General features: G+C 68.0%; 18 protein-coding genes and 1 pseudogene. 8 read left to right on the forward strand and 11 right to left on the reverse strand.

Features of this window, described 5'->3' with window-relative positions:
* Nucleotide 1: 1 nt before the first annotated feature.
* Genes nagA through JWP83_RS13850 form a run of 3 tightly spaced genes read right to left on the reverse strand, consistent with a single transcriptional unit; the run spans nt 2 to nt 3,698 of the window.
* Nucleotides 2–1,123: an N-acetylglucosamine-6-phosphate deacetylase gene (nagA, locus tag JWP83_RS13840; protein ID WP_297730741.1), complete on the reverse strand. Its 1,122-nt coding sequence runs from the start codon at nt 1,121–1,123 to the stop codon at nt 2–4.
* Nucleotides 1,114–2,472, reverse strand: coding sequence for a sugar porter family MFS transporter (locus JWP83_RS13845; protein WP_297730743.1), 1,359 nt, complete (start codon nt 2,470–2,472; stop codon nt 1,114–1,116). The genes nagA and JWP83_RS13845 overlap by 10 nt, the downstream gene beginning before the upstream one ends.
* The gene (locus JWP83_RS13850) at nt 2,469–3,698 is read right to left on the reverse strand and encodes a D-alanyl-D-alanine carboxypeptidase family protein (protein WP_297730745.1); all 1,230 of its coding nucleotides are present in this window, start codon (nt 3,696–3,698) and stop codon (nt 2,469–2,471) included. Before JWP83_RS13850 ends, JWP83_RS13845 begins: the two co-directional genes overlap by 4 nt.
* A gap of 217 nt (nt 3,699–3,915) precedes the next feature.
* On the opposite strand from JWP83_RS13850, the gene JWP83_RS13855 reads away from it, so the two are divergent.
* Nucleotides 3,916–4,167, forward strand: a complete 252-nt coding sequence (locus tag JWP83_RS13855; RefSeq protein WP_367185640.1) for a hypothetical protein — start codon at nt 3,916–3,918, stop codon at nt 4,165–4,167.
* Here JWP83_RS13855 and JWP83_RS13860 read toward each other — a convergent pair.
* Complete coding sequence (locus JWP83_RS13860; RefSeq protein ID WP_297730750.1) at nt 4,142–5,482, reverse strand: aspartate aminotransferase family protein; 1,341 nt, start codon at nt 5,480–5,482, stop codon at nt 4,142–4,144. The genes JWP83_RS13855 and JWP83_RS13860 overlap by 26 nt on opposite strands.
* Nucleotides 5,483–5,515: 33 nt before the next feature.
* Between JWP83_RS13860 and JWP83_RS13865 the strand changes: the two genes are divergently transcribed.
* A complete protein-coding gene (locus JWP83_RS13865; protein WP_297730752.1) occupies nt 5,516–6,442 on the forward strand; it encodes a sigma-70 family RNA polymerase sigma factor in 927 nt (308 codons plus the stop codon).
* 133 nt (nt 6,443–6,575) lie between these two features.
* Nucleotides 6,576–7,058: a hypothetical protein gene (locus JWP83_RS13870; protein ID WP_297730754.1), complete on the forward strand. Its 483-nt coding sequence runs from the start codon at nt 6,576–6,578 to the stop codon at nt 7,056–7,058.
* An 82-nt stretch (nt 7,059–7,140) separates the two neighbouring features.
* Here JWP83_RS13870 and JWP83_RS13875 read toward each other — a convergent pair.
* Nucleotides 7,141–7,791, reverse strand: a pseudogene (locus JWP83_RS13875) (carboxymuconolactone decarboxylase family protein); the annotation flags it as partial.
* 298 nt (nt 7,792–8,089) lie between these two features.
* Between JWP83_RS13875 and JWP83_RS13880 the strand changes: the two are divergent.
* Nucleotides 8,090–9,061, forward strand: a complete 972-nt coding sequence (locus JWP83_RS13880) for a GGDEF domain-containing protein (RefSeq protein WP_297730756.1) — start codon at nt 8,090–8,092, stop codon at nt 9,059–9,061.
* Between the two features lie 29 nt (nt 9,062–9,090).
* On the opposite strand, the gene JWP83_RS13885 is transcribed toward JWP83_RS13880, so the two are convergent.
* Genes JWP83_RS13885 through sdhC form a run of 4 tightly spaced genes read right to left on the reverse strand, consistent with a single transcriptional unit; the run spans nt 9,091 to nt 12,581 of the window.
* Entirely contained in the window at nt 9,091–9,921 is an 831-nt protein-coding gene (locus tag JWP83_RS13885; protein WP_297730759.1) for a succinate dehydrogenase iron-sulfur subunit, read from the reverse strand.
* Nucleotides 9,921–11,675, reverse strand: a complete 1,755-nt coding sequence (sdhA, locus tag JWP83_RS13890) for a succinate dehydrogenase flavoprotein subunit (protein WP_297730761.1) — start codon at nt 11,673–11,675, stop codon at nt 9,921–9,923. The genes JWP83_RS13885 and sdhA overlap by 1 nt, the downstream gene beginning before the upstream one ends.
* Nucleotides 11,676–11,685: 10 nt before the next feature.
* Nucleotides 11,686–12,156, reverse strand: a complete 471-nt coding sequence (locus JWP83_RS13895) for a succinate dehydrogenase hydrophobic membrane anchor subunit (protein ID WP_297730763.1) — start codon at nt 12,154–12,156, stop codon at nt 11,686–11,688.
* Nucleotides 12,153–12,581, reverse strand: a complete 429-nt coding sequence (gene sdhC, locus JWP83_RS13900; protein WP_297730765.1) for a succinate dehydrogenase, cytochrome b556 subunit — start codon at nt 12,579–12,581, stop codon at nt 12,153–12,155. The genes JWP83_RS13895 and sdhC overlap by 4 nt, the downstream gene beginning before the upstream one ends.
* 242 nt (nt 12,582–12,823) lie before the next feature.
* Here sdhC and JWP83_RS13905 point away from each other — a divergent pair, with 242 nt between their 5' ends.
* From JWP83_RS13905 to JWP83_RS13915, 3 genes are read left to right on the forward strand one after another with little or no spacing between them, the layout of a single operon-like run.
* Complete coding sequence (locus JWP83_RS13905) at nt 12,824–13,249, forward strand: cytidine deaminase (RefSeq protein ID WP_297730767.1); 426 nt, start codon at nt 12,824–12,826, stop codon at nt 13,247–13,249.
* Between the two features lie 30 nt (nt 13,250–13,279).
* Nucleotides 13,280–14,578, forward strand: coding sequence for a thymidine phosphorylase (locus JWP83_RS13910; protein ID WP_297730769.1), 1,299 nt, complete (start codon nt 13,280–13,282; stop codon nt 14,576–14,578).
* Nucleotides 14,575–15,663 carry an adenosine deaminase gene (locus JWP83_RS13915; protein ID WP_297730771.1) on the forward strand — a complete coding sequence of 363 codons (1,089 nt, stop codon included), beginning with the start codon at nt 14,575–14,577 and terminating at the stop codon, nt 15,661–15,663. The genes JWP83_RS13910 and JWP83_RS13915 overlap by 4 nt, the downstream gene beginning before the upstream one ends.
* 42 nt (nt 15,664–15,705) lie before the next feature.
* On the opposite strand, the gene JWP83_RS13920 is transcribed toward JWP83_RS13915, so the two are convergent.
* On the reverse strand, nt 15,706–16,488 hold the full coding sequence (locus JWP83_RS13920; protein WP_367185639.1) for an alpha/beta fold hydrolase: 783 nt from the start codon (nt 16,486–16,488) through the stop codon (nt 15,706–15,708).
* 87 nt (nt 16,489–16,575) lie between these two features.
* Between JWP83_RS13920 and JWP83_RS13925 the strand changes: the two genes are divergently transcribed.
* A complete protein-coding gene (locus JWP83_RS13925; RefSeq protein WP_297730776.1) occupies nt 16,576–16,923 on the forward strand; it encodes an extradiol dioxygenase in 348 nt (115 codons plus the stop codon).
* Nucleotides 16,924–16,925: 2 nt separating this feature from the next.
* On the opposite strand, the gene JWP83_RS13930 is transcribed toward JWP83_RS13925, so the two are convergent.
* The gene (locus tag JWP83_RS13930; protein WP_297730777.1) at nt 16,926–18,236 is read right to left on the reverse strand and encodes a primosomal protein; all 1,311 of its coding nucleotides are present in this window, start codon (nt 18,234–18,236) and stop codon (nt 16,926–16,928) included.
* Nucleotides 18,237–18,940: the final 704 nt, after the last annotated feature.

The following is an 18,940-nucleotide window of genomic DNA, read 5'->3' on the forward strand; positions in this document are numbered from 1 at the left end:
GCTACCCGTTCACCAGCCAGTCGCCGTGGGCCATGACGGCCGTGACCCGCAGTTCGCGGTCCAGCACAACAAGGTTGGCCTCAAACCCCGCCCGCAGCACGCCCACGCGTTGCAGCCCGAGGGCCCGCGCCGGCGTCGCCGCCGTCATGCGCGCCGCGGCGGCCAGTCCCGCGTCGGAGGCCACGCCGCGGAAGAGTCGATCCATGGTGGCGGTGCTGCCGGCGATCGTCGACGTGCCGTGCACCCGCGCCACGCCGGACACGACGTCGACCGGCACCGCGCCAAGCCGAAACGTCCCGTCGGCGCGGCCGGCCGCGGCGAGGGCGTCGGTGACCACGGCGACCCGGTCGGGCCCCGCGGCCCGGATCACCGCCCGCACGACCTCCGGGTGCACGTGCACGCCGTCGGCGATGAGTTCGACCGTCACCCCCGGGTCCTGCAGCAACGCGAGCGCGGGTCCCGGTTCGCGGTGGTGCAGCGGCGGCATCGCGTTGAACAGGTGGGTGCCCACCGTGGCGCCCGCGGCGATCGTCCGTTGCGTCTGCTCGTAGGTCGCGTCGGTATGGCCCACGGCCACAACCACATCCGCGTCCAGAAACCGCCGGATCGCGTCCTCGGCTCCCGGCAATTCCGGCGCCAGCGTGACCATCCGGATTGCGCCGCCGCCGGCGGCGAGCACGGCGTCGATCTCGGCGGGATCCGGGTTGCGCATCCGGGCGGGGTCGTGCGCGCCGCAGCGCGCCCGGCTCAGCCAGGGCCCCTCCAAGTGGATGCCCGCGACCGCGCCCCGTCGGGTCGCCGCGGCGAGCGCGCGCACGCCGGCGATCAGCTCCGCCGGCGAGGCGGTGACCAGGCTGGCGAGCGTGGTGGTGGTGCCGTGCCGCCGGTGAAAGTCCGCGGCCGCGCCGATGCCGTCGGCGTCGGTGTAGGAGGCGCCGCCCCCGCCGTGCACATGCATGTCGACAAAGCCCGGCACCACGACGCAATCCGGGAAGTCTTCGTCGGCCGGCCGCGGCGGTGGGCCGCCCCCACAGTCCAGGATCCGCCCGTCGGACGCCTCCAACCAGCCGGGCCGGCTGACCTGACCGTCGAGAACCATTGTTCCCCCGGCGATCAATCCCATCGGCCACCGTTTTCCCAGAAGTGGCTTATTTCCTCGAGTTGGCGTCCCTTGGTCTCCGGGGCGAACCGGTAGACGAAGCCGAAGGCGACCACCGCGAGCACCGCGAACACCACGAAAGTGCCTGCGCCACCGAGCGAATGCAGCATGGTCAGAAAAACGGCGGCGATGATCGCGTTGGCGACCAGGTTGGACGTGAGCATCGCGCTCGACCCGATGGACCGCAGCCGGGACGGGAAACTTTCGCTGGCATACACCCAGCCCAGCGAGCCAAAACCCAACGTGTAGCCGATGATGAACAGCAGCACGCCGCCGAACCCGAAAACCAGTCCCGCGCCGCCGAGATGGTTCTGGGCGAACACGGCCAGCAGGACGACGTCGGCGACGATCATCATCGCGATGCCGCACAACAGGATCGGACGCCGGCCCAGCCGGTCGACGAGCAGCAGCGCGGTGCACACCGCGGCCAGACCGGCGACCTGAACCAGCGCCGGCAACCCCAGCAGCGCGAAGTTGCCCGTGAAGCCCATGGCTTCGAATATCCGCGGGCTGTAGTAGATGATCGCGTTGATGCCGGTGATCTGGATCAGGAAACCGAGCGTGACCACGAAGACGGTGGCCCGCAGATACGGCCTTCGCAGCATCTCGGAGAGGCCGCCTTTACCTTCGCTCAACGCGCGACCGATCTCGGCGAGCTCCTCGTCGACCTGTGCGTCCGGCTCGATCCGCAACAAGGCCCGGCGGCCGTCGTCGACCCGGCCCTTCAGCAGGTACCACCGGGCCGTATCGGGAATCCGAATCAGCAAGGGCAGCAGCAGGATTGCGGGCACGGCGGCCAACCCCAGCATCCATCGCCAGCTGTGGGTGCCGGCCAACAGGTAACCGGTCAGGTAGCCGATGATCAGCGCGCTGACGATCGCCAGTTGGTAGGCCGTCAGAAGCGAGCCGCGCACCGCCGCCGGGGACGATTCCGCCACGTACACCGGGACGACCACCACCGCCACGCCGATGGTCAGGCCGAGCAGGAACCGCGCCGCCAGCAGCATCGGCAGCGACACCGCGAGCGCGCCCAGCAGCGCGAACAGCGCGTAGCCGACGGTGATCAGCACCATCGACTTCTTGCGCCCGATCGCATTGGCGAGCACGCCGGCGCCGAGCGCCCCGGCGATCTGGCCGATCACCGCCATCGTCGTCAGCAGTTCCTGCTGCCGCGTGGTGAGCCCGAAGTCCTCGGTGACGAACAGCTGCGCGGCGGCGATGATCGACAGGTCGTAACCGTAGATGACGCCGACGCTGGCGGCGGTGAGCCCAACCCGCAGGCCCCGCCGCGAGACGGCGGGCCGTGATGTCATCGGTGCTGCGGTCGGCGGTTCATCGAGCGTGCGACCATGATCAAACTAAACACGACGACGGTGCCGATGACGGCAACACCCACCCGCACCGGCAGCGCGTCCGCCGACGGCATCAGCCCGGCGGCCTGGGCGCCGGCGCCTGGCCGGTCCGCGGCACCGTCGTGCCGGGTGGGCATCAGCGACGGATCGGGCTCGATCAGCGTGCCGACCTGCGTGCCCTGCGGCGTGCCGAACCCATAGTCGAGCAGGTGGGCCGCCTGTTCCCATGGCGCGATCGGCTGCCGCGTTCCGTGCAGCAGCACCGCCATCAGCCGTCGTCCGTTTCGGTTGGCCGCACCCACGAAGGTCTGACCGGCGTCGTCGGTGTAGCCGGTCTTGCCGCCCAGCGCGCCGGGATACTTGTAGAGCAGCTGATTGTCGTTTTCCAGCTCGTAGCCGGGATGGTCGCCGTGGCCGGGGAAGTCGAAGGTCCGCGTCGCGACGACGTCGGCGAAGGTGGGGTTCTGCCAGGCGTAGCGGTAGAACAGGCCGATGTCGTAGGCCGACGTGCTCATGCCGGGCCCGTCCAGCCCGGACGGGGTCGCCACCCGGGTGTCGCGGCCGCCGAGCTTGGCGGCCAGCACGTTGACCTTCTCCAGCGCCTCCGCAACGCCGCCGAGCTGCATGGCCAGCGCGTGGGCGGCGTCGTTGCCGGAGTGCATCAGCAGCCCGTGCAGCAGCTGGTTGACGGTGTACATGCCGCCGTCGTCGACCCCGACCTTGGTGCCCTCGGCGGACGCGTCGTCGGCGGTCCCCTGGACGGACTTGTTCAGCGGCAACGCATTGATGGATGCCATGGCGACCAGCACCTTGATGATGCTGGCGGGGCGATGACGGCCGTGCGGGTCCTTCGTGGCGATGACGGCGCCGCTGTCCAGGTCCGCCACCAGCCAGGCCTCGGCGGACACGTCGCCCGGCAGCGGCGGCGTGCCGGGTGCCGCCACGATGCCGCAGCCGCTCAGCGCCTCGCCGCCGACCGGCTTGGGCGGCACCGCCAGCGGGATAGGCGGGTCACCGGCGGCCGGGACCTCCGAGGAGTCCACCGCCGGCGGGGTGTTCACCTGGTACGGGCAGTTCGGCGGACCCGCGTTCGGGGCCGGTTCGGCGAACGCGACCGGCGCAGCGATCGGGGCGGCGGCCATAAAAACCGCCGCTGCCAGGCATGACGCGGAACGTAACAGGGCCATTGTCTGAGCAGACTAGGCGATGGGAGGCCCGATTGCCGGGAGCCGCGCTGTGACTGATGGGGCACATGTTACAAAGCGACCCGCGCGGGTGGGTGCGGCGCCGAACCACTACGCTGAGATGCGTTCAGCGACAGCCGAGTCCAGAGGGTTTGCCATTCAATCGGATCGCTTTTGGTCGAAGTGGCGGCGCGACCGCGATGGTTCCGCGCCGCGATCGCTGCAACATCTGCTCAAGCAGGTTGAGAAGGGGACCCAAGTTCGGAGTTCCGGGCTGGAGCGCGTGCTGGAAGAGCTGAAACTGCATCGCGACAGCACCCAAAACGCCGACCTGCGGTCGGCGCTCGCCTGGCTTTGCAACGCGCAGACCCGGATGGGCAGTGACCCGACCACGGCGCATTCCCGGGAGGTGTTGCTGGCCGCCTACGAGGTCAAGCGGGTCCTCGCTACAGCCGGCCAGACTCCTCACTGAGCACGCCGCGCAACGTGGCCTCGATGGTGTCGAATTCGGGTTGGCCGCTGATGAGCGGCGGCGCCAGCTGAATGACCGAATCGCCGCGGTCGTCGGTGCGGCAGTACATCCCGGCCTCGAAGAGCGCGGCGGACACCCGGGGCAGAAGCGCCCGGCGTTCCTCGTCGGTGAAGGTCTGCCTGGTCGCCTTGTCCTTCACCAGTTCGACGCCGTAGAAATAGCCCTCGCCGCGCACGTCGCCGACGATGGGCAGGTCGTAGAGCTTCTCCAGGGTGGCGCGGAAACCCGCTGCGTTGTGTTTGACCCGCCCGTTGAGGCCCTCGCGCTCGAAGATGTCGAGGTTGGCCAGCGCCACCGCGGCCGACACCGGGTGGCCGCCGAACGTATAGCCGTGCGGGAACATGGTTTTGGCGTCGTTGAACGGCTCGAACAGCCGCTCGCTCGCGATCATCGCGCCCAGCGGTGAGTAGCCCGACGTCAGCCCCTTGGCGCAGGTGATCATGTCGGGCACGTAGCCGACGTCCCCGATGTCACTGCAGGCGAACATCGACCCGATCCGGCCGAAGGCGCAGATCACCTCGTCGGACACCAGGAGCACGTCGTACTCGTCGCAGATCTCGCGCACCCGCTCGAAATAGCCTGGGGGAGGCGGGATCGAGCCCCCCGCGTTCTGCACCGGCTCCAGGAATACCGCCGCGACGGTCTGGGGTCCCTCGAACTCGATCGCCTCGGCGATCCGGTCGGCGGCCCACCGCCCGAAGGCCTTGAGGTCGGCTCTGAAAGGTTCGGGCGCGCGGTAGAAGTTCGTGTTGGGCACCCGGAAGCCGCCGGGCGTCACCGGTTCGAACGGCTCCTTGTACAACGGCAACCCGGTGATCGCCAGCGCGCCCTGGGTGGTGCCGTGGTAGGCGATCGATCGCGAAATCACCTTGTGCTTACCGGGTTTGCCGGTCAGCTTGAAGTACTGCTTGGCCACCTTCCACGCGGTCTCGACGGCCTCGGTGCCGCCGGTGGTGAAGAAGATCCGGTTCAGGTCGCCCGGGGCGTAGCGCGCGAGGCGCTCGGCGAGCTCGATCGCGGTCGGGGTGGCATAGCCCCATAGGGGGAAGTACGCCAGGGTGCTCGCCTGCCGGGCGGCGACCTCGGCGAGCTCTGTGCGCCCGTGGCCGACCTGAACCGTGAACAGCCCGGACAGCGCGTCGAGGTAGCTGTTGCCGCGGTCGTCGAAGATGGTGACACCCTCGCCGCGGGTGATGATCGGCGGCGCGATGCCGGGGCCGTGCCGGGCGAAGTGCAGCCACAGGTTGTCGGACATCTTGTCCGCGAGCGTAGCGCTAGGCTCGCGGACATGACCGCAGCGCAGCAGGTCGGCGAGTTTGAGGCCCTGCGACCGCATCTCATGTCGGTGGCCTACCGACTGACCGGCACGGTGGCCGATGCCGAGGACATCGTCCAGGATGCCTGGCTGCGCTGGGACAGGGCGGCCCAAGGCCGCAAAGACATCGCCGACCTGCGGGCCTGGCTGACCACCGTGGTAAGCCGGCTCGGCCTGGACCGGTTGCGGTCGGCCGCGCACCGGCGCGAGACGTACACCGGCAACTGGCTGCCGGAGCCGGTCGTCACCGGTTTTGACGAGGCCGACCCGCTCTCCGCCGTGGTGGCCAGCGAGGATGCCCGGTTCGCGGCGATGGTCGTGCTGGAGCGCCTGACGCCCGATCAGAGGGTCGCGTTCGTGCTGCACGACGGGTTCGCCGTGCCCTTCGCCGAAGTGGCAGAGGTGCTGGGCACCAACGAGGCCGCCGCCCGGCAGCTGGCGACGCGGGCCCGCAAGGCCGTGACCGGGCCGGGCGCGCAGCCACCGCCAAAACCCGATCCGTCGCACAACGACGTGGTCGGCCGGTTGATGGCCGCCATGGCCGCCGGCGACCTGGAGGCCGTGGTGGCGTTGCTGCATCCCGACGTCGTCTTCACCGGCGATTCAAACGGCAAGGCACCCACCGCGGTCCACGTCATCCACGGGGCGGACAAGGTCGCCCGATTCATGTTCGGTCTGGCCCGCCGGTACGGCCCGGCGTTCTTCACAGCCAACCAGCTGGCGCTGGTCAACGGCGAACTGGGCGCCTACACGGCGGGCAGTCCCGGCGACGACGGCCACTGGGAAATGCGGCCGCGAATCCTCGCGATGACGGTGCGCGACGGAAAGGTCTGCGCCCTATGGGATGTCGCCAACCCGGACAAGTTCACCGGCTCCCCGCTGCGGGAGCTGCCTCGCTAGACCTCGGCCGCGTTCACCCGCTCGCGCATGTGCCCCATCCTTAGCATGAGTTTTGGCACGGGAGGGGCGGGTATCCGCTGTCTTGCTCTGCCGCCGACCGATGCGGCAGGAACGAGAGGGTGAGGAGATAACAATGACCTCTCAAAATGATCAACAGTCACAAGATCCGCGGCTGGAGCATTTCGACAATCCCGGTTTGGGCAGCGGTGCGCGCGACTCCGGTTCGGACACTCCCGAGCAGGGCCGGGCGGACCGTCCAATCGGGACCGTGGACGAAGACGCCAATCCGCCGATGAGCGATCCGACCGCGTCGGACACCTACGGTGGCACCGGTGAATTGCCGCCGCAGGACACCGGGGCGGCGGTACCGCCCTACGAGGGGCGCCGGCAGAGTGCTGACGCGGCGTCGGGCAGCACCCCCCAGCCGGGCGGCGCGGCGGGCCCGGTCACGGATTCCGACTTCAAGTCGGCCAGCCCGTCGGACACACCGGGCGGTCGGAGTCAGTCCCCGGCGGATGAGCAGCCCGCCGCGGAGATGCCGGAATCAGACCGCGATGACGACCGCGTCGGGCCGGCGCACGTGGCAGGCACCGGCCGCGGCGAGTCGAAGGCCTGACTCGCGGGCAGCCTCCGGCCGCCAGCCCTGTCGGCGGCCCGCAATGCGGTGGCCGCGCAGCCCCCGCCAAAGGTCTGCGCCCCTATGGAGTATCGCCAAACCGGACAGGTTCACCGGCTATGCCGTTGTTGCGATCGCCGCTTGCCCACGGAATGCGGCACGCAGCACCGGAATTGAAGCCCTGCTCGGTGATGCCCAGGGCGGAGTTCACCCGCGCCCGCATGTTCTCCAGCCCGATCTGGTAGGTCAGCTCGAACACGCCGGCGTCGCCGAAGCGGGCCTTCAGATCGGCGACCTGCCCGTCGGTGACGGTCTGCGGGTCGGTGGTCATCGCGTCGGCGTAGGCGATGGCCGCGCGCTCGTCGTCGCTGAAAAGCGGTGAAGTTGCGTAATTTTCGATGTCCTTGAGCCGCTCGACGTCCAGGCCGTCCAGGCGCTGCAGCATCGACCCGAAGTCGACGCACCACGAGCAGCCGATCGCGCGCGCGGTCCACAACACCGCGAGCTCGCGCACGCTGATGGGGAGCGTCTTGGACGCCCAGTCGACCAGGGTTTCGTGCACGGCGCCGGCGATCATCAGTTTGCGGTGCTGCGCGGACACGGCGAACGGTTCGGGAACCTGGCCGTAGCGCCGCTTGGCCACCCGGTACATAGTGCGGGTCAGCAGTCCGGCGCGCTGGGGGTGCAAGGGCTCGATGCGAGTTTTCTGTGTCATACCCGTCAGACGGGATGGCGCGCGAAAGTGTGACGGCGGCGCGCCCCCACCGCGACCGTGCGTGTCTGTACGACGACACGCCGCAAATGGTGACATTTTGTGCACGCTCGGCTCCAGCGGAGAGGCGACAATTTGCCTCGTCAGCCGCGATAGAGCCGTAGCATGCGGCTAGCCTCTCGACGGGTGGGGAGCGATTGGGAGCGAGTGGGAGTCAGCGATGACCGCGCTGTTTAGCCGGTGATGGCGGGCCGATCAGTACGACTGGCTCTCCGGTTACCTTGCCTCGCGGGGCATCAGCGGCGCCACCCGGGCCGTGATGGCATTCATCGCGGCGTCGATGGTGCTGTGCCTCCTCGCGCTGCTATCCGGCTCGGATGGCCCCCACGGACCGGTGCCGGTGGCGATGACGTGGATTGCCGTCTCCGGCGGGGTAGCGGGAATGTTGCTGTGGATATGGCGCTGGCCGACGCGCGCGCAATCAATCGTTTTTGCCCTGACCTTCAACACCGCCGTCGCCTTGGCGTGCCTGGCGCACCCGAACCCGCTGGCCGCGCTGATCGGGTGCGTTGCTTTCGCGACCTTCGGTGCCTACATGGCGTTCTTTCACACGACGGGATTCGTGCTGTACAACTTCGCGGTGGCCGCCGCCGTTGGCTCCTGGGCGGCCGTGTCGCTGGCGAGATCTGGACACCCCAGCCTCGCGGGGGTGGATTTGTGGCTGGTGATCGAGGTCAACATCGCCCTGCCACTGGCCATTCGAATCCTGGTGCGCGCCTTGGCGGGAGATCTGTTGCGCGCCGATCGCGATCCGTTGACGGGACTGCTCAACCGGCGTGCATTTCAGCACGAGGCACTGGGGATGATCCTGGCCCGGCGGGGCATCGACTCCCACCTCGTGGTCTTGCTGATCGATCTCGACAATTTCAAAGCCCTCAACGACAGGTCCGGCCACGCCGCGGGGGACCACGCGCTGGTCCAGGTCGCCCAGGCGCTGTTGGCCGCTGCCGACAACCAGGCGGTGGTGGCGCGGAGCGGCGGTGAGGAATTTCTGTTGGCCGGCACTTCGTCGAGCTGCAACGCCGAGTCGTTGGCCGCGCGGATGTGCCGCGCCATCGCGGCGTCGGCCGCGGGAGTTACCGCCAGCATCGGCACCGCCTGCGCCCGCCTCGACGACGTCGCACCCGAACCACAATCACTTCTGGACGAGTTGATCACCGCCTCCGATGCCGCGATGTACCAGGCTAAACGGTTGGGGGGCAACCGAAGTCGTCGCCACGAACTTTGTTGACTCGTGCGGATGACGCGCTCGCCAGGGCTTCAGCGCGAGAACATGATCGCGCGCTTGACCTCCTGGATCGCCTTGGTGACCTCGATGCCCCGGGGGCAGGACTCGGTGCAGTTGAACGTGGTCCGGCACCGCCACACGCCGTCGACCTCGTTGAGGATGTCGAGGCGCTCGGCGGCCGCCTCGTCGCGGCTGTCGAAAATGAAGCGGTGCGCGTTGACGATCGCCGCCGGCCCGTAGTAGCTGCCCTCGTGCCAGAAGACCGGGCAGCTGGTGGTGCAGCACGCGCACAGGATGCACTTGGTGGTGTCGTCGTAGCGGGCGCGGTCGGCCGGGCTCTGGATGCGTTCCCGCGTCGGGGGATTGCCGGTGGTGATCAGGTACGGCTTCACCGCCCGGTAGGCGTCGAAGAAAGGCTCCATGTCGACGACGAGGTCCTTCTCCACCGGCAGCCCGCGGATCGGCTCGACCGTGATGGTCAGCGGCTTGCCCGGCCTCCCCTTCTTTCCCGCGGGCAGCAGGTCGCGCATCAGCACCTTGCAGGCCAGCCGGTTGACGCCGTTGATGCGCATGGCGTCCGACCCGCACACCCCGTGCGCGCAGGATCGCCGGAAGGTCAGCGTCCCGTCCAGGTAGCTCTTGATGTAGATCAGCAGGTTGAGCATCCGGTCGCTGGGCAGGCACGGCACCCGAAAGCTTTGCCACCCACCGGTTTCCGCGAACGCCTCGGGCTGATCGGGGTTGAACCGGGCGATCTTGACGGTCACCATCACCGCGCCCTCGGGGATCTCCGGCAAGGGGGGCTCGAGCGTCGACTGGACCTGCGGTGCCTCTTCGGGTTCCAGGCCGTCGCCTGCGGTCATCAGTACTTCCGTTCCTTGGGTTCGTAGCGGGTCTGCACGACGGGCTTGAAGTCCAGCGCGATGTCGCTGAGCAGATCGGTGCCCTGCTTGTAGGCCATGGTGTGGCGCATGTAATTGACGTCGTCGCGGTTGGGGTAGTCCTCGCGGGCATGGCCGCCCCGGGACTCCTTGCGATTCAGAGCGCCGACGACGGTGACCTCGGCCAGCTCCAGCAAGAAGCCGAGCTCGATGGCTTCCAGCAGGTCACTGTTGTAGCGCTTTCCCTTGTCGTGCACGGTGATTCGCGAGTAGCGCTCCTTCAACGCGTGGATGTCGGTGAGCGCCTGCTTCAGCGTCTCCTCGGTGCGGAACACCGCTGCGTTGTTGTCCATCGACTGCTGCAGGGCGCCACGGATGTCGGCGACCCGCTCGTTGCCGTGCTCGGAGAGGATGTCGCCCACCCACCCGACGACCATCGCCGACGGGTCCGGCGGCATGTCGACGAAGTCGTGCCCCCGGGCGTATCCCGCCGCGGCGATGCCGGTCCGGCGCCCGAAGACGTTGATGTCTAGCAGCGAGTTGGTGCCCAGCCGGTTGGCGCCGTGCACCGACACGCACGCGCACTCCCCGGCCGCGTACAGGCCCGGGACGGTGGAAGCGTTGTCCCGCAACACCTGTCCCGTCACGGTCGTCGGGATGCCACCCATCACGTAGTGACACGTCGGGTAGACCGGCACGAGCTCGTGCACCGGGTCCACGCCCAAGTAAGTGCGGGCGAACTCGGTGATGTCGGGCAGCTTGGCCTCCAGCACGTCCTCGCCGAGGTGGCGCACGTCGATGTACACGTAATCCTTGTGCGGGCCGGCGCCGCGGCCCTCCAGGACCTCCAGCACCATCGAGCGGGCGACGATGTCGCGCGGCGCCAGGTCGACGATCGTCGGGGCGTAGCGTTCCATGAAGCGCTCGCCCTCCCCGTTGAGCAGCCGGCCGCCCTCACCGCGCACGGCCTCGGAGATCAGGATGCCCAGGCCGGCCAGGCCGGTCGGGTGGAATTGGTGAAACTCCATGTCCTCCAACGGAAGTCCCTTGCGGAAGACGATGCCGATGCCGTCGCCGGTCAGCGTGTGCGCGTTAGAGGTCGTCTTGTACATCCGGCCCGAGCCGCCGGTCGCGATCACGACGGCCTTGGCGTGGAAGACATGAATCTCGCCCGTCGCGAGCTCGTACGCGACCACGCCGGTGGCCACCGGCCCGGTCGGGGTCTGCGTGAGCACCAGGTCCAGCGCGTAGAACTCGTTGAAGAACTGCACGTCGTGCTTGACGCAGTTCTGGTAGAGGGTCTGCAGGATCATGTGCCCGGTGCGGTCGGCGGCATAGCATGCCCGGCGCACCGGCGCCTTGCCGTGATCGCGGGTGTGCCCGCCGAAGCGGCGCTGGTCGATGCGGCCCTCGGGGGTGCGGTTGAACGGCATTCCCATCTTCTCGAGGTCGAGCACCGCGTCGATGGCTTCCTTGCACATGATCTCGACCGCGTCCTGGTCGGCGAGGTAGTCGCCGCCCTTGACGGTGTCGAACGTGTGCCACTCCCAGTTGTCCTCTTCGACGTTGGCCAGCGCCGCGCACATGCCGCCCTGCGCCGCGCCGGTGTGGCTGCGCGTGGGGTACAGCTTGGTCAGCACCGCGGTACGCGCGCGGGGACCCGCCTCGACCGCGGCGCGCATGCCCGCGCCGCCTGCGCCGACGATCACGACGTCGTAGCGATGTTCAACAATCATCCTGCGCCCCCTAAGCGATGCTGGCGTCGAAGGTGACCAACACGTAGCTACCCAGCACCAACGTGAACCCCGTCGCCAGCAACAGCACCGAATTCAGCCAGAACTTGGTGGTGTTCTTGCGGGCGTAATCGCCGATGATGGTGCGCATGCCGTTGGCGCCGTGCACCATCGCCAGCCACAGCAACGCCATATCCCAGATCTGCCAGAACGGTGAGGCCCAGCGCTGCGCGACGTAGTTGAAATCGATGCGATAGACGCCGTTGTCCCAGATCAGCCCGATGAACAGGTGCCCGAGGGCCAGAAACACCAGCGCCACGCCGGAGAACCGCATGAAGAGCCAGGCGTATTTCTCGAAGTACGGGATGCCCCTCGGGCGCCGAGGTGCGCGTGGATGGTCGAGGCTGGCCGGGCGGTCGTGTTCACGTTCTTGCACAGGTGCCAGACGGCCCTCGCGGTGGTGGGGTGTCCATGGCGCGGTCACAGGAATCGCTCCGCCATGTGCATGCCGAGCACGCCGAGCGCGGGGATCATCACGGCCAGCCAGACGCCGATGATGATCCACAACATGAGGCGCTGGTATTTGGGACCGTGCTGCCAGAAGTCGATGAGGATGACCCGGATGCCGTTGAGGGCGTGGTAGAGCACCGCCGCGACCAGGCCCATCTCCATCAGGCCGACAATCGGCGTCTTGTAGGTGTTGATTACCTCGTTGTATGCCTGGGGGCTGACGCGGACCAGCGCGGTGTCGAGCACGTGCACGAGCAGGAAGAAGAAGATGGTTGCCCCGGTAATCCGGTGCAGCACCCAGGACCACATCCCGGGATCGCCGCGATAGAGGGAACGTCTGCGAGACGGTTGCGATCGCGGAGCGGGTAACGCCGGGCTCGCGGGTGTCGCAGTACTCATCTGGCCTCCAACGCCATCGGTGGACGCTTGGGCTCGGAGCCGCCGCGGCGGCGACATCGGTCGCGACCGATCACCCTGCCCAAAACCTCGGGGCGACTCTAAACCCACTTGTACTGCTTAACGAACTACCGTTTAGCCGTCGGTGCACGGAAAACGGCAAAAGTTAGGGTTACCTACCTCACGTGGTCGGCCGCAGAACGGGAGCTTCGGAATGCATTCAGAATCGGCTCGGCGAGGGTGACATGACATCCGAGATCGACTGGAAGATGTTGCGGTACAAGGCAACTGAAGTCGCAGCCCACGCATACGCGCCGTACTCGGGATTCGCCGTCGGGGCGGCTGCGCTGGTCGACGATCACCGAATGCTGGCCGGCTGCAATGTGGAGAATGTCTCATATGGCCTTGGTCTCTGTGCCGAATGCGCTGTGGTTTGCGCCCTGCATTCCGGCGGTGGAGGCAGGCTGATCGCGCTGTCGTGTGTGGACGCGACGGGAGAGGTGCTGATGCCGTGCGGACGCTGCCGGCAGGTGCTGCTGGAGCACGGCGGCCCGGCGCTGCTGATCGACCATCCGTTGGGTCCCCGGCCGTTGGGTGAGCTGCTTCCTGACGCGTTCGGTCCGCAGGACTTGGCCCGCACCAACGAGCCTGCGCACGAGGAAACGCCGTGACCGACTTCACATTCGACGCTCGGAGGCTCGATGTCGCATCCGTTTGATGCTCCTACCGTCATCCGGAGCAAGCGCGACGGCGGGGTGTTGTCGGATGCGGCGATCGACTGGGTGATCGACGGCTATACCCACGGCCGGGTCGCCGACGAGCAGATGTCGGCGTTGCTGATGGCCATCTTCCTGCGGGGCATGACCGGTGCCGAGATCGCCCGCTGGACGGCGGCCATGGTGGACTCCGGTGAGCGGTTGGACTTTACCGATCTGCGGCGCGACGGCAAGCCACTGGCGTTGGTGGACAAGCATTCCACCGGCGGCGTCGGCGACAAGATCACCATTCCGCTGGTTCCCGTCGTGATGGCGTGCGGGGGAGCGGTGCCACAGGCGGCGGGTCGCGGGCTCGGGCACACCGGCGGAACCCTCGACAAGCTGGAGTCCATCCCGGGTTTCACCGCCGAGATCTCCAAAGCCCAAATCCGGCAACAACTTTGCGACCTCGGGGCGGCGATCTTCGCGGCCGGTGAGCTCGCCCCTGCCGATCGAAAGATCTACGCGCTGCGCGACGTCACCGCCACCACCGAGTCACTGCCGTTGATCGCGAGCTCCGTGATGAGCAAAAAGATCGCCGAGGGCACCAGGGCCCTTGTGCTCGACAGCAAGGTCGGCAGCGGGGCGTTCCTTGCGACCGAGGCGGAGTCTCGTGAACTGGCCCGCACGATGGTGGAGCTGGGCATCGAGGAAGGGCTGGTGACGCGCGCGCTGCTGACGGACATGGAGACACCGCTGGGCCGCACCGTCGGCAACGCCGTCGAGGTTGATGAATCGCTGGAGGTGCTGGCCGGCGGCGGGCCGGCCGATGTGGTGGAGCTGACGCTGGCCTTGGCCGTCGAGATGCTTGACGCCGCCGGGCTCGACGGAATCGACCCCGCCGAGACCTTGAAGGACGGCTCGGCGATGGATCGGTTCCGTGAGCTGGTCGCCGCGCAGGGCGGCGACTTGTCTCGACCGCTGCCGATCGGAGCATATTCCGAGACCATGTCGGCACCGCGCGATGGCACGATGGGACTCATCGATGCGATGGCGGTGGGACTGGCGGTGTGGCGGCTCGGCGCGGGCCGCTCCGTCCCGGGTGAGCGGGTGCAGCCCGGCGCCGGGCTGCGCATCCATCGGCGCCCGGGTGAGCCAACCGCCGCCGGCGAAGCGTTGTTCACGCTCTACACCGACACCCCGGAACGGTTCGAGGCCGCCATGGCAGAGATGGACGGCGCGTGGAGTGTCGGCGACGCCGCGCCGAAGCCGCGGCCGCTGGTGATCGATCGGATCGCCCCGTGATCACACCGCTGACCCTGGATTCGGTCGGGCACGCACCGAAGGCGCTGCTGCATGATCACCTCGACGGTGGGCTGCGGCCCGCCACGGTGCTGGAGCTCGCCGAGGCGAGCGGCTACGACGAGCTGCCCTCCAGCGGCGCCGACGAGCTCGCGGCATGGTTTCGCACCGCCGCACACAGCGGATCGCTGGTGCGCTACCTCGAACCGTTCGCGCACACCGTCGGCGTGATGCAGACATCGGAGGCCCTGTACCGGGTGGCCTACGAGTGCGTCGAAGACCTGGCGGCCGACAACGTGGTGTATGCCGAAATCCGCTTCGCGCCCGAACTCCACATCGACCGCGGGCTGTCGCTCGACGCGGTCGTCGGCGCGGTGCTGGCCGGCTTCGCCGACGGCGAGAAGGCCGCCAGCGCAGAGGGCCGGGCCGTCACCGTGCGCTGCCTGGTCACCGCGATGCGACACGCCGCGCGCTCCCGCGAGATCGCCGAGCTGGCCATCCGGTTCCGGGACAAGGGCGTCGTCGGTTTCGACATCGCCGGCGCCGAGGCCGGATACCCGCCGACGCGGCATCTCGATGCGTTCGAGTACATGCGAGGCAACAACGCGCGCTTCACCATTCACGCCGGCGAGGCGTTCGGGTTGCCGTCGATCCAAGAGGCGATCGCATTCTGCGGCGCCGATCGGCTTGGCCACGGCGTGCGCATCGTCGACGACATCGCCATCGGCGCCGACGGCACCGCGCAGCTGGGCCGACTTGCATCGTTGTTGCGGGACAAGCGGATTCCGTTCGAAATGTGTCCGAGCAGCAATGTGCAGACCGGCGCGGTCGGCAGCATCGCCGAGCATCCCTTCGACCTGCTGGCCCGGCTACGGTTCCGCGTGACCGTCAACACCGACAACCGGTTGATGAGCGACACCACGATGAGCCAGGAAATGCTGCGGCTTGTTGAGGCGTTCGGTTACGGGTGGAGTGACCTCGAGCGCTTCACGATCAACGCGATGAAGTCGGCGTTCATCCCGTTCGACGAACGGCTGGCGATCATCGACGACGTGATCAAACCGCGCTTCGCCGTCCTTGTCGGCTAACGCTCTTCTCCGCTCGCGGAAGTAAGTGAATACCTTGCGGCGTTAGGCGAGCACGTTGCGAAGCGTGTCGGCGAATTCTTCTGGCGCGCCGAGGAATCCGCCGTGGTCGCCGGGGAACTCCGCGGGTGTGCTGCCGAGCAGCACGGCCAGTGCACGCGATGTCTTGTCGGTGAGCAGACGCGCGGAGTCCACGCCGATGCCGATCACCACGTGTGCGGCCGTCAACGCCGCGACGTCGGGCAGATACCGCGTAGTCGGTCGCAGTTCGTGGTCGAAGAACCGCGCCGCCTCACGAACGTCCTGTTCGGTCGGCTCCGGTGGTTCGACTGGCACCTTCGCCGGCATCGTCACGTCGAAGCCGGCGTTGACCATGAACTTGTACCAGGCCGCCTGCATGCCCGCGGCGTGGAAGGTCTCCACGATGTCCTCGGTCTTTGCGCGTTGCCCGGCGGCGTCGGGCAGCAATTCCAGCAGCGGCGGCTCGTGCGCGACGAGCGTGCGCACCCGCGCGGGATGCCTGGCCGCCAGCGCAAGGCCGGTCACCGCACCGCCGCTGGAGCCGAACACGTCGGCCGACTCCGCTCCGAGATCATCGAGGATCGCGACGATGTCGTCGGCGCGCCGCTCGGGCGTGGATTCCTCCTCGGGATCGTCGATCGTGGAGTTGGCGTGGCCGCGCGGGTCGTAGGTGACGACGGTGCGGTCACCGGCCAGCGCGTCGGCTAGCGACGCGAAATCCGCCGACGCCATGGGAGAGCCGATGACGAGCAGCAGGGGGCCACTACCGCGGATCTCGTAATGCAGGCGGGCGCCGGGAACGGTCACGGAACGGGTGGTTGCGGTGCTAGGCAGGGTCATAGTCGTGCAGACCACCGCGGGGCCGCGAACTCATCGCGACGTATCGTGACGTGTGTGATCACCGGCGCTCATGTGATCGTGTACAGCCGCGACGCCGACGCGGATCGGGCGTTCCTTCGGGACGTGTTGGAGTACCCACACGTCGACGCCGGAGGCGGCTGGCTAATCTTCAAGCTGCCGCCCGCCGAGGTGGCCGTGCATCCGGTCGAGGACGCCGGGTCGCACGAGCTGTACCTGATGTGCGACAACCTCAACGCCACCATCGAACAGCTCGCCGCCAATGGCGTGAGCTGCGGCCCGGTCAGCGACCAGCGGTGGGGCCTGCTGACCAGCATCCGGCTTCCCAGCGGCGGTGAGCTCGGCCTGTACGAGCCGCGGCATCCCCTGGCGACCGAGCTGTAGCTCTACTCTTGGCGCAGCCGCGATTCGACGAACGCCTCCAGCGCCTCCCACTGCTCGACGGCCTTCGCGTACGGCGGGCCCGGGCGGCGGACGGTGTCCGGGTCAAGCACATGGGCCACCACCCGGCCCAGCGGCTGATCGGCGTCCAGGGTCTCGTCGACCGCGGTGTCCTCGGCGTATTCGCCCACATCCCTGAGCAATTCGACGGCGAGTTCCAGCTGGTCGCGGTCGATGGCGTCAGGGCCGTCGGCGAGGTCGTCTGCGATTCCGGTCAGCACGTAGACGTTGTCGTCGCCGATGTTGACCTGCAGTGAGCCGTCGGTAGCCGCGGTGCGGATGTCGTCATAGGTGGCCAGATCGGACAGGTCGTGGTCGTGTTCGTCGGCCAGATAGCGCGCCATTGCGCGTTCGGAGGTGAACACGCTGATTCTTCCGTTGCGGCCCAAGAAGATCGGCTCGTCGTCGAGATAACAGCGCAGGGTGTAGTAGGTGCCACCGCTTGTCATCATCCGCACCGGATCGATGCCCACCTTGAGCCAGAAGTCGTCGTCGCTGCCCAGCACCAGCCCCTGCGCGTGGTCGGCGAGATCGTCGGACTCCTCCTCGGCGTCGGCCTTCGCGTCGGCGGTGTCGGCGGTGTCGGCGTCGGTTGTTGTGTCGGTGTCGGCTGCGGCTTCCGCGGTCTCCTCGGGTTCCTCGGCTTCGGGTTCGGGTGCGGGTTCGGCCAGCTCCGCATCGGCCTTCTCCGAGGCGGCCACGTCCACGTCGGGAATGGTGACGATCGCGTCGATCGCGTCGACCACGTTGTCCCAGCCGCGGCCGATCACCGACTCGATCTCGGCCCACCGCTTGCGGCCGGCCCGCCCGGCGAAAAAGTCGATGCCCCCGCCGACCGTCCCGAGCACCGGGTTGCCGTTGAAGAATTTGGTGACCGCGGGCATTTCGCACACCGATCCGATGGCCGACACGATCGCCAGCGTGCGGTGCAGCTCCTTGATCGTCTCCTGGCTGGGCTTCTCGGCGACCAGCTCCTGGAGACTGACGAGGTCGTACTGGCGATCCTCTGGCGGATCGAACTTATGCGCGGACGCCTCGGTCAACCCGTCCCACGCGGGATGGTCGGTCAGGTCGTTGTCGGTATTGGTCCTGACGAATGCGGCCAGGTCGGCGACGGATTCGAAGGCAAAGAGGTCGTCGTCCTTGCCGAGGAACGCCTCCCACTCGTCTCCCTCGTCGCGCCAGCGTGGAGCCCACAACGTGTACAGGTCGCCCTTCGTCAGCCCGAGCCGGATCGGCACGATGTCAGCAGCCATGCGGCACAGCCTAACGACGCCACCCGGCGGCCCTTACGGTCACCGGCCCAAACCCGCCCGCAGGTCGTCGAGCAGGTCGTCGAACACGCGTTTCGTGATCCGCGCGGTCCTTCGCCACAGCCTGGCCCCGCGGGCCGGCCGGCTCGTCGGTCGCCCGGCGCATCACGGCGAGACTTCCCGTACCCGACCCATCGTGTCGTCGAACCGACGGTCACCCTGGTGCGGTGGGCCCGAAGAAACCATGGAATCCCCGCCCGGCATTGGTGGTCCGCACGGGCGACAGCTGCACCGGGTCGCCCGCTCGGCCAGAAATCAATGCCGGTTCAGATCGCGAACGCAGGCGTTCGGCATTGCCGTTATTCGTCTGCGAGGGCAGCGCGATCAACCTCACGACGCGGTTTTTACGGGGTCAGCGACGTAGACGGGTGTCGCACAAGATCGTCGGTGCGATATGACGCACGATGTCAGGGCCGGTGACACGATCGGGAAGTAGGTAGCGCGGCGGACCGCGGGTTCTAGCCCTGGTGGTGGTGCTGGAGAACCTTGCGGTCAAGAACATGACGCGGCGGGCGCCGCGGGCCCCGGACCCGGACAACCCTGGTGGGTTCGTGCCGAATGGGGCCGCGGCCAAGTCGGGTCTGAACAAGGGCATCTTGTCGAAAGGGTGTTACCGGTTCGAGCGAGCTGTGCAGTCGGTGGCCCGC

Source organism: Mycobacterium sp., assembly GCF_025965855.1.
Lineage (GTDB): Bacteria > Actinomycetota > Actinomycetes > Mycobacteriales > Mycobacteriaceae > Mycobacterium.

Excerpts from the sequence above, each read along its gene's own strand:
- nagA (WP_297730741.1), bottom strand. The coding sequence starts at position 1,123 with ATGGGATTGATCGCCGGGGGAACAATGGTTCTCGACGGTCAGGTCAGC.
- JWP83_RS13845 (WP_297730743.1), bottom strand. The coding sequence starts at position 2,472 with ATGACATCACGGCCCGCCGTCTCGCGGCGGGGCCTGCGGGTTGGGCTC.
- JWP83_RS13850 (WP_297730745.1), bottom strand. The coding sequence starts at position 3,698 with ATGGCCCTGTTACGTTCCGCGTCATGCCTGGCAGCGGCGGTTTTTATG.
- JWP83_RS13860 (WP_297730750.1), bottom strand. The coding sequence starts at position 5,482 with ATGTCCGACAACCTGTGGCTGCACTTCGCCCGGCACGGCCCCGGCATC.
- JWP83_RS13865 (WP_297730752.1), top strand. The coding sequence starts at position 5,516 with ATGACCGCAGCGCAGCAGGTCGGCGAGTTTGAGGCCCTGCGACCGCAT.
- JWP83_RS13870 (WP_297730754.1), top strand. The coding sequence starts at position 6,576 with ATGACCTCTCAAAATGATCAACAGTCACAAGATCCGCGGCTGGAGCAT.
- JWP83_RS13880 (WP_297730756.1), top strand. The coding sequence starts at position 8,090 with ATGGCATTCATCGCGGCGTCGATGGTGCTGTGCCTCCTCGCGCTGCTA.
- JWP83_RS13885 (WP_297730759.1), bottom strand. The coding sequence starts at position 9,921 with ATGACCGCAGGCGACGGCCTGGAACCCGAAGAGGCACCGCAGGTCCAG.
- sdhA (WP_297730761.1), bottom strand. The coding sequence starts at position 11,675 with ATGATTGTTGAACATCGCTACGACGTCGTGATCGTCGGCGCAGGCGGC.
- sdhC (WP_297730765.1), bottom strand. The coding sequence starts at position 12,581 with ATGAGTACTGCGACACCCGCGAGCCCGGCGTTACCCGCTCCGCGATCG.
- JWP83_RS13905 (WP_297730767.1), top strand. The coding sequence starts at position 12,824 with ATGACATCCGAGATCGACTGGAAGATGTTGCGGTACAAGGCAACTGAA.
- JWP83_RS13910 (WP_297730769.1), top strand. The coding sequence starts at position 13,280 with ATGTCGCATCCGTTTGATGCTCCTACCGTCATCCGGAGCAAGCGCGAC.
- JWP83_RS13930 (WP_297730777.1), bottom strand. The coding sequence starts at position 18,236 with ATGGCTGCTGACATCGTGCCGATCCGGCTCGGGCTGACGAAGGGCGAC.